General features: G+C 72.6%; 13 protein-coding genes. 7 read left to right on the plus strand and 6 right to left on the minus strand.

Annotated features, from left to right (window positions below; genetic code table 11):
• Positions 1–11: 11 nt before the first annotated feature.
• Complete coding sequence (locus ACWD0F_RS39525) at positions 12–842, plus strand: undecaprenyl-diphosphate phosphatase (RefSeq protein ID WP_449885847.1); 831 nt, start codon at positions 12–14, stop codon at positions 840–842.
• Here ACWD0F_RS39525 and ACWD0F_RS39530 read toward each other — a convergent pair.
• The gene (locus tag ACWD0F_RS39530; RefSeq protein WP_449885850.1) at positions 834–1,502 is read right to left on the minus strand and encodes a hypothetical protein; all 669 of its coding nucleotides are present in this window, start codon (positions 1,500–1,502) and stop codon (positions 834–836) included. The two genes, ACWD0F_RS39525 and ACWD0F_RS39530, sit on opposite strands and share 9 nt — an antisense overlap.
• Positions 1,503–1,596: 94 nt before the next feature.
• Positions 1,597–2,751 (minus strand): MFS transporter, encoded by a 1,155-nt coding sequence (locus tag ACWD0F_RS39535; protein WP_449885853.1) that lies wholly within the window; start codon positions 2,749–2,751, stop codon positions 1,597–1,599.
• An 88-nt stretch (positions 2,752–2,839) separates the two neighbouring features.
• Between ACWD0F_RS39535 and ACWD0F_RS39540 the strand changes: the two genes are divergently transcribed.
• From ACWD0F_RS39540 to ACWD0F_RS39555, 4 genes are all read left to right on the plus strand, one after another.
• Positions 2,840–3,220 carry an ArsR/SmtB family transcription factor gene (locus tag ACWD0F_RS39540; protein ID WP_449885856.1) on the plus strand — a complete coding sequence of 127 codons (381 nt, stop codon included), beginning with the start codon at positions 2,840–2,842 and terminating at the stop codon, positions 3,218–3,220.
• Positions 3,213–5,636: an ATP-dependent helicase HrpB gene (hrpB, locus tag ACWD0F_RS39545; protein WP_449885859.1), complete on the plus strand. Its 2,424-nt coding sequence runs from the start codon at positions 3,213–3,215 to the stop codon at positions 5,634–5,636. Before ACWD0F_RS39540 ends, hrpB begins: the two co-directional genes overlap by 8 nt.
• A 102-nt stretch (positions 5,637–5,738) precedes the next feature.
• Positions 5,739–7,166: an amidase gene (locus ACWD0F_RS39550; RefSeq protein WP_449885862.1), complete on the plus strand. Its 1,428-nt coding sequence runs from the start codon at positions 5,739–5,741 to the stop codon at positions 7,164–7,166.
• Between the two features lie 106 nt (positions 7,167–7,272).
• Entirely contained in the window at positions 7,273–8,643 is a 1,371-nt protein-coding gene (locus ACWD0F_RS39555; protein ID WP_449885865.1) for an MFS transporter, read from the plus strand.
• On the opposite strand, the gene ACWD0F_RS39560 is transcribed toward ACWD0F_RS39555, so the two are convergent.
• The 4 genes from ACWD0F_RS39560 to deoC all read right to left on the minus strand — a co-directional run bounded on the left by ACWD0F_RS39560 (position 8,621) and on the right by deoC (position 13,010).
• On the minus strand, positions 8,621–9,433 hold the full coding sequence (locus ACWD0F_RS39560; protein ID WP_449885868.1) for a helix-turn-helix transcriptional regulator: 813 nt from the start codon (positions 9,431–9,433) through the stop codon (positions 8,621–8,623). The genes ACWD0F_RS39555 and ACWD0F_RS39560 overlap by 23 nt on opposite strands.
• Positions 9,434–9,628: 195 nt before the next feature.
• Positions 9,629–10,474, minus strand: coding sequence for an aldehyde dehydrogenase family protein (locus ACWD0F_RS39565; protein ID WP_449885871.1), 846 nt, complete (start codon positions 10,472–10,474; stop codon positions 9,629–9,631).
• Positions 10,475–10,653: 179 nt separating this feature from the next.
• On the minus strand, positions 10,654–12,081 hold the full coding sequence (locus ACWD0F_RS39570; protein WP_449885874.1) for an aldehyde dehydrogenase family protein: 1,428 nt from the start codon (positions 12,079–12,081) through the stop codon (positions 10,654–10,656).
• Positions 12,081–13,010, minus strand: a complete 930-nt coding sequence (deoC, locus tag ACWD0F_RS39575) for a deoxyribose-phosphate aldolase (RefSeq protein WP_449885876.1) — start codon at positions 13,008–13,010, stop codon at positions 12,081–12,083. Before deoC ends, ACWD0F_RS39570 begins: the two co-directional genes overlap by 1 nt.
• A 197-nt stretch (positions 13,011–13,207) precedes the next feature.
• Between deoC and ACWD0F_RS39580 the strand changes: the two genes are divergently transcribed.
• Positions 13,208–13,354: a hypothetical protein gene (locus ACWD0F_RS39580; RefSeq protein ID WP_449885879.1), complete on the plus strand. Its 147-nt coding sequence runs from the start codon at positions 13,208–13,210 to the stop codon at positions 13,352–13,354.
• A 124-nt stretch (positions 13,355–13,478) separates the two neighbouring features.
• Complete coding sequence (locus ACWD0F_RS39585; protein ID WP_449885881.1) at positions 13,479–16,331, plus strand: AAA family ATPase; 2,853 nt, start codon at positions 13,479–13,481, stop codon at positions 16,329–16,331.
• Positions 16,332–16,333: the final 2 nt, after the last annotated feature.

The raw sequence follows: 16,333 nt of genomic DNA on the forward strand, positions 1-16,333 counted from the left end.
AAGGTGTCGTCGTGATCGGCTGGCTAGAAGCGGTGGTTCTGGGGTTGGTCCAAGGGCTCACGGAGTTCCTGCCGATCTCCTCCAGCGCCCACATCCGGGTGGTCTCCGCCTTCGCCGGCTGGGAGGACCCGGGAGCGGCGTTCACGGCGGTGATCCAGCTCGGCACGGAGACGGCCGTGCTGATCTACTTCCGCAAGGAGATCTGGGAGATCATCTCCACCTGGACGCGCTCCCTGTTCAACAAGGAGCTGCGCCGCCACTGGGCCGCCCGCATGGGCTGGTACGTCATCGTCGGCACCCTGCCCATCGGCATCCTCGGCCTGGTGCTCAAGGACCAGATCGAGACCGTCTTCCGCGACCTGCGCGTGGTCGGCACGACGCTGATCGTCTTCGCCCTCATCCTCTGGTTCGCCGACCACACCGCCCGCAACAAGCTCACGCTGGAAAAGCACCTGAGCTTCACCCACGCCATCGTCTACGGCTTCGCCCAGGCCCTCGCCCTGATCCCCGGCGTGTCCCGCTCGGGCGGCACCGTCACCGCGGGCCTGCTGCTCGACTACCGCCGCGAGGACGCGGCCAAATACTCGTTCCTGCTGGCCATCCCCGCCGTGCTGGCCTCGGGCCTGTTCGAGCTGAAGGACATCGGTGAGGGCCCCGCGCCCGCCTGGGGCCCCACGATTCTGGCCACGGTGATCTCCTTCATCGTCGGCTACGCGGCCGTGGCCTGGTTCCTGCGCTACATCAGCACGCACCGCTTCACCGCGTTCGTGATCTACCGGATCGTCCTCGGCGTGGTCATCATCGTCGCGGTCTCCCTGGGCAAGCTCCCGGCCCTACCCTGAGACCGTCTCCCGCTCGCGGACGGCCGGATAGTAGGCCGCCCACGCCTCGTCGCCCATGCGCAGGATCTTCAGCCCGGTCCAGCCCAGGGCGGCGACGGGAGCCACCCAGAACGGCACGATCGCCGGACCGTACGGCACCGCGAACCCGCCGAGATAGCCGGCCGCGACGACCAGCGGCACCCACCAGCCGACGAACCCGGCCCGCCACACGGCCGCCGTCAGCACCGGCAGGCCGACGAACCCGAAGAACATCCACGGCATCTGGAAGCCGAAGACCACGCCCGGCAGGTTCAGCATCTCGTCGAGGATGCGCTGCGCCTCCTCAGGCGAGTTGCGCTGCCCCAGCCACCATTCCACCGGGTCGATGAGCAGCAGGCAGGACAGGGCGAGATAGCCGATCACCGTCATCCCGCCAGCGATGTGACCGGCCGCCGTGGCCCGGCGCCTGGTCAGGTGCACCAGGCCGAGCGCGGCGACGGCCATGAGGAGCCAGCTCCAGTGATAGAGCACGGACTGGGCCTGGGCGAGCGCGGGATTGTCGCCGAAGCTGACGGCCTCCCGGTCGTCGCCCCACGTGCCGGGGTCGATGACGACGGCGATGGCCTGGAGCAGCGGGGCCACGATGAGCAGGGTTCCCGCCGTGACACGTCTGAAAGTCACCTGATCGTTGAACATGCGGCGACAGTAGGTCGCGGGCGCGGCCGCGGTCGTCCGCCTGCGGGGCGATCGGGCGTCCCCTGCGGGGTGGAGAAGATCAGCGGGCCGGGGCGCTCTCCCTGGCCGCCGGGACCGCCGCCGTGCGGCGATAGGTGGCCAGCGTGAACAGCAGCGCCGCCGCCCCGAACCCGGTGGCCAGCACGATCACGCCCGTCCTGCCGTACCGGTCAAGCGCCAGCCCGCCGCCGAGCCCGGCCACGAACAGGCCGAAGTACTGGGCGGACGCCAGCAGCCCCAGCCCGATCGGCACGCTGTCCGGCACCGCCGCCACGGTCCTGAACTGCTGGGCCGGCGCCACCATCCACCCTGCAGCGCCCCACAGGAACGCCCACACCAGCGCGATCGGCAGCGCGAGGTTCGCGACGGGGGTGAGGGCCAGGAAGACGGTGGACGCGGCCAGGCCGATCAGCACCATCCGGCGCGGCCCGTACCGGTCGGTGAAACGCCCGCCGAGCTGGTTGCCCACGATGCCGCCCAGCCCCCACGCCCACAGAACGGCCGGCAGCGGCAGGTCGAACAGCGACCCGATGTAGGTGTAGGCGCTGAACCCGGCCGCGAAGGCCAGCAACTGCGTGCCCAGCACCGCCAGCACCCGCCGGTCGGCCAGCGGCGCGAAGCGCTCCCCGAGCCGCGCCGAGGCGGGCAGCCGCACCTCGGGCACCATCGCCGCCACGCCCGCGAACCCGATCACACCGAGCCCCACCACCAGCCAGAGCGTGGACCGCCAGCCGGACACCGTCCCCAGCCAGGTGCCGAGCGGCACGCCGATCGCGGACGACACGCTCAGCCCGCCCATGACCAGCGCCAGCGCCCGGCCCCTGCGCTCAGGCGCGGTCAGCGCGCTCGCCACGGCCGAGGACGTCGGCGTGAACATCGCCGCGCCCGCGGCGGCGATCACCCGGGTCACCAGGACCAGCGGGTACGTCGGCGCCACCGCGGTCAGCACGTTGCCCAGCACGAACACGCCCATCGCCACCAGCAGCAACCGCTTGCGCGGCAGGCGCGCGGTCAAGGCGGCGAGCAACGGCGATAACACCGCGTAGGCCAGCGCGAACACGGTCATCACCTGCCCGGCAGCCGCCGACGAGATGCCGAGATCCGCCGAGATGGGCGCCAGCAGCCCGGCGGTGACGAACATGCCGGTGCCGACCGCGAAATTTCCGGCAGCCAGCGGATAGAGCCGCGAACTCATGAAGCCTCCACCATAAAGTTGGACGCTCATCAAACTGACGTATAGTTGGACCGTTGTCAAACAATAAGACGAAGGTAGGCTGTCGGCCATGCGTCTGCTACCGCATCCCGCGACGGAGGACATCGAGCTCACCGAGGTCCTGCGGGCGCTGTCCGACCCCGTACGCCTGGAGATCGTCGCCCGCCTGTCGGCCGACGGCGAGATGACGTGCGGCCACGCCAGAGAGACCCTCGGCATCCACAAGTCGACCGCCTCACACCACTACCGGGCCCTGCGCGAGGCCGGCCTGCTCTTCTCCAAGCAGGAGGGGCGGCTCAAATACATCAGCCTGCGCCGCGACGACCTCGACCGCCGCTTCCCCGGCCTCCTCGACTCGATCCTGTCGGCGACCCTGCCCGCCGCCCTGCCCGCCACCCTGCCCCCCACCCTGCCCGCGGAGTCGCGGGCGAGCACGGACGTGCATGCCTGACGAGCCGCTGCCGATCCATCACGTCCTGCCCGAGCTGCACGGCGTGCTCGACCGGCACGGCACCGCCGTCCTGACCGCCCCGCCCGGCACCGGCAAGACCACGGTCGTGCCGCTGTCCCTGGCGGCGGCGGGCCTGCGCGTGCTCGTGGCCGAGCCCAGGCGGCTGGCCGTCCGCGCGGCCGCCAAGCGCATGGGCGTCAGCTACACCATCCGCGGCGAGCGCCACGTCGGCCGCAACCCCATGGTCGAGGTGGTCACCACCGGCGTCCTGCTCCAGCGGCTCCAGCGGGACCAGGAGCTGGCCGGGGTGGATGTGGTCATGCTCGACGAGTGCCACGAGCGCCATCTCGACGCCGACACGGCGCTGGCGTTCCTGCTGGACGTACGCGAGACGCTCCGCCCCGACCTGCGCCTGCTCGCCACGTCCGCCACCGCCGACGCGGCGCCGTGGTCCCGGCTGCTGGGCGGCCCCGTCGTCGCGGCGACCGGCGCCGCGCATCCCGTCGAGACGATCTGGTCGCCGCCCGCGCGCCCGACGGCCCCGCCGCACGGCCTGCGCGTCGATCCGGCGTTCCTGTCGCACGTGGCCTCGGTCGTCCGCCGCGCGCTCGCCGAGCGGGACGGCGACGTGCTCTGCTTCCTGCCCGGCGTGGGCGAGATCGGCCGGGTCGCCGCGATGCTCGACGGCGTCGAGGTGCTCCAGGTGCACGGCCAGGCGCCGCCCCACGTCCAGGACGCCGTCCTGTCCCCCGGCGCGGCCCGCAGGGTGGTGCTGGCCACCTCGGTCGCCGAGTCGAGCCTGACCGTCCCGGGCGTCCGGGTGGTGGTGGACTCGGGCCTGTCCCGCGAGCCGCGCACCGACCACGCCCGCGGCCTGGGCTCCCTCACCACGGTCCGGGTGTCGAAGGCGTCGGCCGGGCAGCGCGCCGGCCGGGCGGGCAGGCAGGCGCCCGGCACGGTGTACCGGTGCTGGGCGGCGGCCGAGCACGAGCGCCTGGCCGACCACGCGCGGCCGGAGATCGCGCTCGCGGACCTGACGGGATTCGCGTTGCAGGCGGCCTGCTGGGGCGCTCCGGACGCCTCGGGCCTGGCCCTCCTCGACCCGCCGCCTCCGGCCGCGATGTCCGCGGCCACCCGCACCCTGCACATCCTCGGCGCCCTCGATGACGGCGGCCGCGTCACGGAGCGCGGGCGGCGGATGGCGCTGGCCGGCGTGCACCCCAGGCTGGCCAGAGCCCTGCTCGACCTCGGCCCGCGCGCCGCCGAGGTGGTGGCCCTGCTGTCGGAGCAGCTCCCGCGCGACGCGGGCGACGACCTCGCGGAGGTCTGGCGCGCCGCCCGCCGCGGCGGCACCGGCTTCGCCGCCCGCTGGCGCCAGGAGACCGCCCGCCTGCGCAGGACCGCGTCCGGAGTGTCCCCGCAACTGCCGGACGACGCCTTGGCCGGGACGTCCGGAACGTCACCACGGATGCCGGACGACGCCCTGGCCGGCACGGCCGTGGCGCTGGCGTTCCCCGAACGCGTGGCCCGCCGGCGCGGCGGCGGCTACCTCATGGCCTCGGGCACCGAGGCGCAACTGGCCGACGGCTCCAAACTCCAGACCGCCCCCTGGCTGGCCATCGCCGTCGCCGACCGGCCCACCGGCTCGGCGTCGGCCCGCGTCAGGCAGGCCGTCGCCATCGACGAGGCCACCGCCAGGCTCGCGTTCGGCACCACCGTCGAGGACGAGATCACCTGGCGCGTCCCGCCCGGCGAGCGCCGCGGCGACGTCTCCGCCCGCACGGTCGAGCGCCTGGGCGCGATCGAGTTGTCCGCCACCCCGCTCAAGAACGCCGACGTCCGCGACGCCATCCTGTACGGCCTGCGCACCGAGGACCTCCTGACCTGGACCAGACAGGCGAAGGACCTCAGAGACCGCCTGGCCTTCTGCCACCGGGCGATCGGCGACCCGTGGCCCTCGATGGACGACCTCATCGACCTGGCCGACCGCTGGCTGGAGCCCGAGTTGTCCCGCGCCCGGCGCCGGGCCGACCTGGAGCGCATCGACGTGGCCGGCGCGCTGAAACGCCTCATCCCCTGGAGCGAACGCCTCGAAACGACGGCCCCGGAGCGCATCGAGGTGCCGAGCGGCTCCCACGTCCGCCTCGACTACGCGGGCGAGCAGCCGGTGCTGGCGGTGAAGCTGCAGGAGCTGTTCGGCTGGCAGGAGACGCCGCTGATCGCCGGCGTGCCCGTCCTGGTGCACCTGCTCTCCCCGGCGGGCCGCCCGGTGGCCGTCACCGCCGACCTGGCCTCGTTCTGGCGCGACGCCTACCGCTCCGTACGCGCCGAGCTCCGCGGCCGCTACCCCAAACACCCCTGGCCGGAAGACCCCCTCACCGCGTCCCCCACCCGCCGCACCAACCGGGTCAGGTGATGAGGCCGGTCGCCCGGCGAGCGCCTGTTCGCGTGCGAGAGCCTCGCAACCGAGAGTGAAAACCTGCAAACTCTAACCATGTTGTGGGCAGGCAGGTCCGCCATGGAGATCGCGACAGCCGTCCGGCACGGTGAGGTGACCGCCACGACCGTCGTCGAGGAGCACCTTCATGCCATCTCGGAGCGGGATTCCCGGATAAGAGCGTTCCGGGTGGTCAGGCAGCAGGCCGTGGAGGAGGCCCGGGCCCTGCAGAAGCGGCGCGATCTGGCCGAGCTGCCGCTGGCCGGCGTGCCGGTCGCGGTGAAGGACAACTTGGAGGTCGCGGGCGCGCCCACGCGTAGCGGCTCCGCCGTCACCGGCGACGCGCCGGCGCCGGTGGACCACGAGACGGTCGCGCGCCTGCGGGCGGCCGGCGCGGTGGTCGTGGGCCTGACGAACCTGCCCGAGCTGGGCCTGGCCGCCTTCGGTGACAGCGCCTACGGCATCGTGCGCAACCCGTGGAACCCGTCGCGCACGGCCGGCGGCTCCTCGTCGGGCAGCGCCGCGGCCGTGGCGGCCGGCATGGTGCCGATCGCGCTCGGCAACGACGGCATGGGCTCCGTGCGCATCCCGGCCGCGTGTTGCGGCGTGCTCGGCATCAAGCCAGGCACCGGCCTGGTGCCCGCGCCGGCCGACGACTGGGACGGGCTCACCGAGAACGGCCCGCTGGCCACGACCGTCGCCGATCTGGCGCTGGCGCTGTCCGTGCTGGCCGCGGACCCGGCGCTGGCCGAGTCCTGGCGCGGCGGGCGGCGGGTCGAGCCGCGCCCGTCGATGTTGCGCTCGGTCTGGGCGGACGACGACGAGGTCTGGGAGCAGCAACCGCCGCACGACAGCCCGGAGCCCTTCGACCTGCGGGTGGCGTACGCGCCGCAACCGCTGCCTCCCGGGCTGCCCATGGACAGGGAGTTCCAGGCCGCGGTCCGCGCGGCGGCGGAGACGTTGCGGGTGGCCGGGCACACGGTGGTGGAGCACGAACGCCGGCTGCCCGTCTGGCTCGGCCCCGCGGCGGTCGCCACCTGGCTCGCCATGGCCGCGCGCTCCTCGGACGGCCTGGACGGGGCACGACAGGACGGGGCGCGGCTGGAGCGCCGCACCAGGGCGCTGGCCCGCGCGGGCCGGGTGCTCGGCGCGCTGAGGCTCGACGGGACCCGCGGACGCGAGCGCTGGAACGCGTTCGCGGCCGACCAGTGGCTCGGCGACGCCGACGTGCTGATCACCCCGGCCCTCGCCGCGATCCCGCCGAAGGCCGAGCGCTGGGGCGAGCGCGGCCTCGTCCGCAACGTCGTGGCCAACGTCAGGTACGCCCCCGCCACCGCCGCCTGGAACCTGTGCGGCTGGCCCGCGATCAGCGTCCCCCTGGCCACCCACTCCAGCGCCCTGCCCATCGCCGTCCAGCTCATCGCCCCGCCCGGCGGCGAGCCGCAACTCCTCGGCCTGGCCGCCCAGCTCCAGGCCGCCCACCCACCCCTGAAACCGCCCGGCTTCTGAAACCGCCCGGCACCTGGGACCGTCCGGGCCGCTGAGCCTGCACCTGGCAGGGGTACGACCAACGGAGCCCTGGCTAGGCCCCGGGCGCTGCCGCAACCTGTCCCGTATGACGGAAGACAGACTGGGCACCCGGGACTGGCTCGTGCTGGTCACGCTGTGCGGCGCGACCTTCATGACCGGCCTCGACTATTCGATCATCACGGTCGCCCTGCCCGAGATCGGCCGCGACCTGGGCTTCGCCGGCCGGGGCGACCTGCAGTGGGTGGTGACGGCCTGCCTGCTGCCGACGGCCGCGTTGATGCCGCTGTTCGGGCGGTTGTCGGACGTGGTGGGGCGGCGCAGGCTCTTCGCGGCCGGCGTGACGGCGTTCACCGCGTTCTCCCTGCTCGCGGCGCTGGCCTCGGGCCCCGCGATGCTGGTCGGCGCGCGGGCCGGGCAGGGCGTGGCGGCGGCCATGATCGGCCCGACCGCGCTGGCGCTGATGACCACGGCCTTTCCCGAGGGCCCGCGGCGCACCAGGGCCATGGGCGTCAACGGCGCGTTGTTGTCGCTCGGCTTCGTGATCGGCACCATCGGCGGCGGGGTCGTCACCAGCGGGCTGAGCTGGCGCTGGACTATGCTGATCCTGGTCGGCATCGGCGCGGTCGTGCTGGCGGGCGCGCTGACCGTGGTCCCGCGCGCCGAGGGCAAGGGCGCCGTCCGGCTGGACGTCCCGGGCGCGGTGCTGGCCGGCGCCGGGCTGTTCACCCTGGTCTATGGCATCTCCTCGCTGCCCCGGCTGAGCGTCGCGGCGGCCGCGCTGCTGCTCGGGGCGGCCGCGCTGCTGCTCGCGGCGTTCTTCGTGGTCGAGGCCAGGCACGCCGCCCCGCTGGTGCCGCCGCGGCTGCTGCGCCGGCCGAGCGTGAAGTGGGGGATGACGGTCGCGCTGGTCACGTTCTCCATGTGCGGCGGGGCGACCGTGCTGCTGAGCGTCTACATGCAGGACGTGCTCGGCTGGTCGGCGCTGGCGACGGGCCTGGGGTTCCTGGGCGAGGGCGTGGCGGCCCTGGTCGCGGGCGGCCTGGCCGCCCGCCTCATCGGCGCGCGCGGCACTCCGGCCGTCGTCGCGGCGGGCCTGACGGTGCAGGCGGCCGGCACGGCGGCGATGGCGTTCCTGCCCGCGACAGGAGGGCTCGGGCTGCTGCTGGTCACGTCGGCGGCCATGGGGTTCGGGCACGTGCTGACCGTGGTGGCCGCCATCACCACGATCATGTCCGGGCTCGACCCGGCCGACCAGGGGGTGGCGGGCGGCCTCGCACAGTTGCCGACGTTCGTCGGGGCGATCGGGGTGGCCGGTCTGACCGCGATCGCGACGGCCGACGCGGAGCTGCTGGGCGGCCTGCGGACGGCGTTCGCGGTGGCGGGCGCGGTCGCCCTGCTCGGCGCGGTCTGCGGTGCCCTGCTGCTGCGCCGCGCTACGCCTGTGTCAGTTGTCTGAGCAGTTCCTCCGAGCCCGGATCCGGCTGGAACAGCACCACGCCCTGCCCCTCGTCGTCGGGTGTGCGCAGCAGCTCGGCGGTGAGCGTGACGACGCCCAGCCCGGGGTGCCGGTAGCCGCGCGAGATGGAGGCGCAGTTGCTCACCGGATGCTCCCCCCACATGGACCTGAACGTGTCACTGCCCGCCGTCAGCTCCTCGACCAGGTCGTGCAGCCCCTGGTCGCCGGGGAACTTGCCGAGCGACACCTGCAGATACGCGATGTCGTCCCTGGCCTTCTGCTCCCAGTCGGCGTAGAGCTCGCGGCAGCGGTCGTCGAGGAAGTCCATGCGGACGAAGTTCGGCCGGGGCTCGCGCTCCGGCGCGCCGAAGTCCAGCTGCGGGGCGAACAGCAGGTGCGCCAGGTGGTTCCAGGCCAGCACGTCGCCCCGGCGGCCGACCGCCCACGCGGGCACGGCGGTGAACGACTCGACCATGCGCCTGATGCCCGGCCGCAGCAGCTCGGGCGGGGCGGGCACGCGGGAGCGGCCGGCGCGGGCCAGACGGTGCAGGTGGGCTCGCTCGTCGTCGTCCAGCCGCAACACCCGGGCGAGCGCGTCGAGCACCTCGTCGGAGACGTTCGGGCTCTGCCCCTGCTCCAGCCGGGTGTAGTAGCCGACGCTCACGCCGGCCAGCGGAGCCAGCTCCTCCCTGCGCAGCCCGGCGACGCGCCGGTGCCGGACGCCGGCGGGCAGCCCGACCTCGTCCGGCCGGAGCTGGGCACGCCGTGACCTCAGAAAATCACCGAGCATGACGAACGCTTACGACTGCCATAAGGATCATCTCTTTGACGTATGGAGGGCGCGTCAACGTCCTTAGTAAGGGAAACGATTATTCGCAGCAATCATTCCGCATGTGACGCCGAGCGGGCCGGCTTCCAGCGGCTCGCCATGCACGAGCCCGCCGGACGCCGTCCTCCACCTTGACCCCTCTCGGCGACCGAGCGCTCAGACCCCCAGCGGATGCCAGACGGTCTTGGTCTCCAGGAACCTGGTCATCCGCCCGATCCCGGGATCCGCCGCGAAGTCCTCATCGGCCGGGCGCAGGACCCGCTTGAGGTTCTCGGCGGCGGCCTGCTCGCACCGCAGCGCCAGGTCGCCGTCCTCGACCCCGGTGAGGTCGAGCCCGTTGACGTCCATGTGCGCCGCCAGCCACGGAGCCAGCTCGGCCTGCTGCCCGGTCAGGACGTTGACCACCCCGCCGGGCAGGTCGGAGGTCGCCAGCACCTCGGCCAGCGTGATCGAGGCGAGCGGCGCGCGTTCGGAGGCCACCACGACGCAGGTGTTGCCGGTGATGATGGCCGGCGCGACCACCGACACCAGCCCGAGCAGCGGATCGGCGGGCGCGACGATCGCGACCACGCCGGCCGGCTCGGGCGAGGACAGGTTGAAGTACGGCCCCGCGACCGGATTGGCGGCCCCGCGGACGGCGGTGATCTTGTCGGACCACCCCGCGTACCAGACCAGCCGGTCCACGGCCGCGTCCACCGCCTCCAGCGCCGCCCGCTTGCCGCCGCCCAGCTCCTCGGCGAACTGGGCGCGGCGGCCCTCCAGCATCTCGGCGACGCGGTAGACGACCTGCCCCCGGTTGTAGGCGGTGGCCCCGGACCAGCCGGGGAACGCCTTGCGCGCGGCCACGACGGCGTCGCGGGCGTCCTTGCGCGAGGCCCGGGAGGCGTTGGCGAGGAAGTCGCCCTTGGGCGAGGTCACGGGATAGGACCTCCCACTCTCCGAGCGCGGGAACGCCCCGCCGATATACAGCTTGTAGGTCTTTCTGACGGACAACCTACTCATCGCCCCGACCCCTCCAGGTGGACTCCTGCGACATCTCGACCGGCACGAAGACCTGCGCGCATCGGCTCACGCCGCAGCGGTGGGCGTACCAGCCGGTGCGCACGGGGCGCCCGGCGCGGGCGTAGGCGTGGTCGCGGGTGGCCTGCGCACGGCGGAGGCGACGGCGCGAACGGCGATGTTCACACGTCAAGGTAGGCCTCCAGCCCGTGCAGACCGCCCTCGCGGCCGTAGCCCGACTCCTTGTAGCCGCCGAAGGGCGAGGCCGGGTCGAACTTGTTGAACGTGTTGGCCCAGACGACCCCGGCCCGGAGCCTGTCGGCCATCCACAGGATGCGCGACCCCTTCTCGGTCCAGACGCCGGCCGACAACCCGTACGGGGTGTTGTTGGCCTTCTCCACGGCCTCGGCCGGGGTGCGGAAGGTCAGCACGGACAACACCGGACCGAAGATCTCGTCCCTGGCGATGGTGTGCGACTGCGCGACCCCGGTGAACAACGTCGGCGGGAACCAGAAGCCCCGCTCGGGCAGCTCGCACGCGGGCGACCAGCGCTCGGCGCCCTCCGACTCCCCGAGCGCGGACAGCTCGCGGATCTTCGCGAGCTGCTCGGCGGAGTTGATCGCGCCGATGTCGGTGTTCTTGTCCAGCGGATCGCCGACGCGCAGCGTGCCGAGGCGCCGCTTGAGCGAGTCGAGCAGCTCCTCCTGCACGGACTCCTGCACCAGCAGCCGCGATCCGGCGCAGCAGACGTGCCCCTGGTTGAAGAAGATCCCGTTGACGATGCCCTCGACGGCCTGGTCGATGGCGGCGTCATCGAACACGATGTTCGCCGCCTTGCCGCCCAGCTCCAGCGTCAGCTTCTTGCCGGTGCCGGCCACCGTCCTGGCGATGATCCGGCCGACCTCGGTGGAGCCGGTGAAGGCCACCTTGTTCACGTCGGGGTGCGCCACCACGGCGGCGCCGGTCTCGCCCGCGCCGGTCACGATGTTGACCACGCCGGGCGGCAGGCCGGCCTGGCGGCAGATGTCGGCGAACAACAACGCGGTCAGCGGCGTCGTCTCGGCCGGCTTGAGCACCACGGTGTTGCCGCAGGCCAGCGCCGGAGCGATCTTCCAGGCCAGCATGAGCAGCGGGAAGTTCCACGGGATGACCTGCCCGGCCACACCGAGCGGCTTGCTGCCGAACCCGGCGTAGGCCAGCTTGTCGGCCCAGCCCGCGTAGTAGAAGAAGTGCGCCGCGACCAGCGGCACGTCCACGTCGCGCGACTCGCGGATGGGCTTGCCGTTGTCCAGCGACTCCAGCACGGCCAGCTCGCGGCCGCGCTCCTGGATGATCCGCGCGATGCGGAACAGGTATTTGGCGCGCTCGGCGCCAGGCAGGGCGCTCCAGACGCCGAACGCCTTGCGCGCTGCTCGCACCGCCCGGTCCACGTCGCCGGGCGTGGCGGTGGCCACCTCGGCCAGCGCCTCCTCGGTCGCCGGATTGATCGTCTTGAAGGCGGGGCCGCCGCCGTCGACGAACTCGCCGTCGATGAACAACCCGTAGGACGGCTTGAGGTCGACGACGTCGCGAGACTCGGGTGCGGGGGCGTACTCGAAGATCGCCATCATCAGTCCAGGGTGAAGTAGTCGGGACCGGCGTACCGGCCGGTGGCCAGCTTCTGCCGCTGCATCAGCAGGTCGTTCAGCAGGGAGGAGGCGCCCAGCCGGAACCAGTCCGGCGACAACCAGTCGTCCCCCGCGGTCTCGTTGACCAGCACCAGGTTCTTGATCGCGTCCTTGGTCGTGCGGATGCCGCCCGCCGGCTTGACCCCGACCTGACGCCCGGTGGCGTCGCGGAAGTCCCGGACCGCCTCCAGCATGATCAGGGTCACGGGCGGCGTCGCGGCCGGCGACACCTTGCCGGTGGAGGTCTTGATGAAGTCGCCGCCCGCCAGCATCGCCAGCCAGGAGGCGCGGCGCACGTTGTCGTACGTGCCCAGCTCGCCCGTCTCCAGGATCACCTTCAGATGCGCCGCCCCGCAGGCGGCCTTCACCGCGACGATCTCCTCGAACACCTTCATGTAAGCGCCGGACAGGAACGCCCCCCGATCGATCACCATGTCGATCTCGTCGGCCCCGGCCGCCACCGCCAGCGCGGTGTCGCTCACCTTGACCTCGAGCGAGGTGCGCCCGCTCGGGAACGCGGTCGCCACCGAGGCCACCTTCACTCCCGATCCGCGCAGCGCCTCGACGGCCACGGCGACCAGGTCGGGGTAGACGCAGACGGCCGCCACCCGGGGGGCGCCACCGCCGGGGTGCACGGCCTTGGTGCACATCGCGCGCACCTTGCCGGCCGTGTCGGCTCCTTCGAGCGTGGTCAGGTCCACCATGGAAATGGCCAGGTCAATGGCCTGGGCCTTGGCGGTCGTCTTGATCGAACGGGTGCCGAGCATCGCCGCCCGCTGGTCCGCGCCGACCCGGTCGACACCGGGCAGGCCGTGCAGGAACGCTCGCAGCGTCGCGTCGGTCGAGGCGACACCCGCGAGCGAAGTAGTCACAGTTGACACCCCCACAGCATCGCCGACCAGGGTCCCTAGCTCCAAACCGGAGCACCCTAGGGCGATTGGCGCCGAGGTCCTAGGCATGTCGCCCGCCTCGCACACCCAGAGATAGGGCATCCACCCGATGTGGCGGACCACCCCTTAGAGCGAGTCTTAAGGAAGTCAGAAAGAAGCACGAAACAGCAGGAGAGACCATGAATCCCGAGATCCAGTTCGAGCTCATGAAGAGTCACGTGAACGAGCTGCACAAGGCCGCCGCCAACCACCGCCGCGTACGCGAGGCGGAAAGCGGCAACAAGTCCGAGCGCCGCTCCCTCTTCGGCAAGCTCCGCTCCTCATGACCACCCGACGCGCGCCCGGCCACCTTCTTCCTGGTGGCCGGGCCTCCGCACCCCCTTGAGCTGGGCTTATATACCCGCCTAAATACGTCGAAAGCAATCCATGGGACATGCCATGCTGGATGACATGCGGGGACGATCGGTCAGTCCCGTCTTCGTCGGGCGGGAAGAGGAGCTCGCGGCTCTTTCCGAAAGCTTCGACGAAGCACGGAAAGGCCTGGCGACAGCGGTCCTCCTCGGCGGCGAAGCGGGAGTCGGCAAGACCAGGCTGGTGCAGCGCTTCGCCGAGCGCTGCGCGGCGGGCGGCGCGCACGTGCTGTTCGGCGGCTGCGTCGAGCTGTCCACTGAGGGCCTGGCCTACGCGCCTTTCACGGCCGCGCTACGGCAACTCGTCAGAGAGCAGGGCCCGGCCCCGGTGACCGCGCTGCTGCCGGAGGGCGCCGAGCGCGATCTCGCCCGGCTGCTGCCCGAGTTCGGCGAGCCCAGCGGCGACGGCGAGACCGACATGGGGCGCGCCCGCCTCTTCGAGCAGTTCCTCACCCTCCTCGAACGCCTCGCGGACACCCGGCCCACCATCCTCGTCATCGAGGACATCCACTGGGCCGACCGATCCAGCCGCGACCTCATCGCCTTCCTCAGCCGCAACCTGCACGCCCCGCAGGTGCTGATCGTCATGACCTACCGCTCCGACGACCTGCACCGCCAGCATCCGCTCAGGCCGGTGCTGGCCGAGCTGGGCCGGGTCAACGGCGTGCACCGGCTCGACCTGCCCCGCCTGTCGAGGGACGAGGTCGCCGAGCAGATGGCCGGGATCCTCGGCACGGTCCCCGAATACGCCAAGGCCATGAAGGTCTACGAGCGCAGCGAGGGCATCCCGCTGTTCGTGGAGGCCCTGCTGGAGTGCGGCATCGACTGCACGTTCCCCGAGTCCATGCAGGACCTGATCCTCAACTCCGTCGAGCGGCTGCCCGAGGAGACCCAGCGCGTGCTGCGCGTGGCCGCGGCCGGCGGCATCCGGGTCAGCCACGCGCTGCTGGCCGCCGTGAGCGGCCTGTCCGACGTCGAGCTGGAGACCGCGCTGCGCCCCGCCATCGCGGGCAACGTGCTGCAGATCGCCGACAACCGCGCCTACGTCTTCCGGCACTCGCTGATCCGCGAGGCCGTGCATGACGAGCTGCTGCCGGGCGAGCACCAGCGCCTGCACGCCAGGTACGCCGAGGAGATCTCCAAGGACCGCGGGCTCGTCCCGCCGGGCCGCGCCGCCGTCGAGCTGGCCCACCACTGGTACGGCGCCCGCGACGACCACTGGGCCCTGGTCTCCGCGTGGGAGGCGGCCCGCAAGTCGTTCAAAGCGTTCGCCTACACCGAGGCCGTGCCGCTGCTCGAACGTGTCCTCATGCTCTGGGACCGCGTCCCCGACGCCGCCCGGCTGATCGGCGCCGACCACACCGCCGTGCTGGAGCGCGCCTCCGAGGCCGCGAACGCCGGCGGCGACGATGACAAGGGCATGAAGTTCGTCAAGGCCGCCCTCGCCCAGTTGGACGAGGCCCAGGAGCCGGCGCGCACCGCGCAGCTCATCGTGCGGCGGGCGGCGTTCAAGAGCTCCAAGGGCCATGTGGGCGTCATCGACGACCTCCGGCACGCCCTGAGACTCGTGCCGGACAACAGCCTCGACCGGGCCGTGGTCGCCGCGCCGCTGAGCCGCCACCTGATGCTGCAGGGCGAGATCGCCGAGGCGAGGGAGCTCATCACCGAGACGCTGCTCCTGGTCAGGGAGCTCGGCGACCGGTGCCTCGAAGCCGACCTGCTGCTGAACCTGGCGCTCGGCCACTCGCTCAGCGGCGATCTGGAGACCACGATCGTCATCAACGAGCAGGCGCTGGAGATCGGCCTGCAGGAGGGCTCCGGCCGCCTGATCACCAGGGCGATCGGCAACAACATCGACGCGCTCATCGACATGGGCCGCGAGGACGAGGCCCTGCGCATGGCGGTGGACGGCTGGGGGATGGCCAAGAAGTACGGCCGGCTACGCGGCAGCGGCCTGTTCATCAAGAACAACTGGGCCGAGGCGCTGGAGTCGATCGGCCGCTGGGACGAGGCCATCGAGGTCGTCGACGGCGCGCTCAGCCACGGGCCCAACCTGCGCACCAGGTACGCCCTGCTGCGCGTGCGCGCCGACATCGCGCTGGCCAGGGGCGAGCAGCAACTCGTCGAGGGCATCCTGTCGGAGATCGGCGTGCTCAAGGGCCGTCCGGAGGACTCCGTCCAGGACTTCATCACCAACTTCCGGCTGCGCATCGGCTGGCACCTGCTCAGGGGAGAGCCGGGGGCCGCGCTGGCCGTGGCCGAGGACGTGCTCGCGCATCCCCGGCAGTCGAGCAAGGCCATGCTGAGCTGGCGGCTGCTCTCCCTGCTCCGCACGGTCTGCGACGCCGCCGAGACCACCGAGCCCGGCCGGGCCGCGGCGCTACGCGCGCACGCCGCCGGGGTGGCGGCCGAGCTGGCGCTGATCGGGCCGGTGGCGGAGGCGTACCGGTTGTCGTTCACCGGTGACCTCGACGCCGCGGCGGCGGCCTGGGAGCGGCTCAAGCGCCCGCACAACCAGGCCAGGGCGCTGCTGCGGGCCGCGTCCACGGCGGCGCACGGCGGCGACCGCGAGGGGGCCGCCGCCCGGCTGCGGGTGGCTCTCCCGCTGGCTCAGGCGCTGCGCGCCACCCCGCTGATCGACGAGATCGAGGCCCTGTCGCGCCGGGTGGGCGGCCAGCACGCCCAGGAGCCGTCGGAGCTGCTGACGCCGCGCGAGCTGGAGGTGCTGCGGCTGGTGACCCTGGGCAGGACCAACAGGGACATCGCGGCCGAGCTGTTCATCTCGGCCAAGACGGTGAGCGTGCACGTCTCGAACATCCTGGCCAAGCTCGGCGTCACCACCCGCGGCGAGGCCGCCGCGGTGGCCCACCGCCTGTCCCTGCTGCCCTCTTAGCC

This window comes from Nonomuraea sp. NPDC002799, from assembly GCF_053592075.1.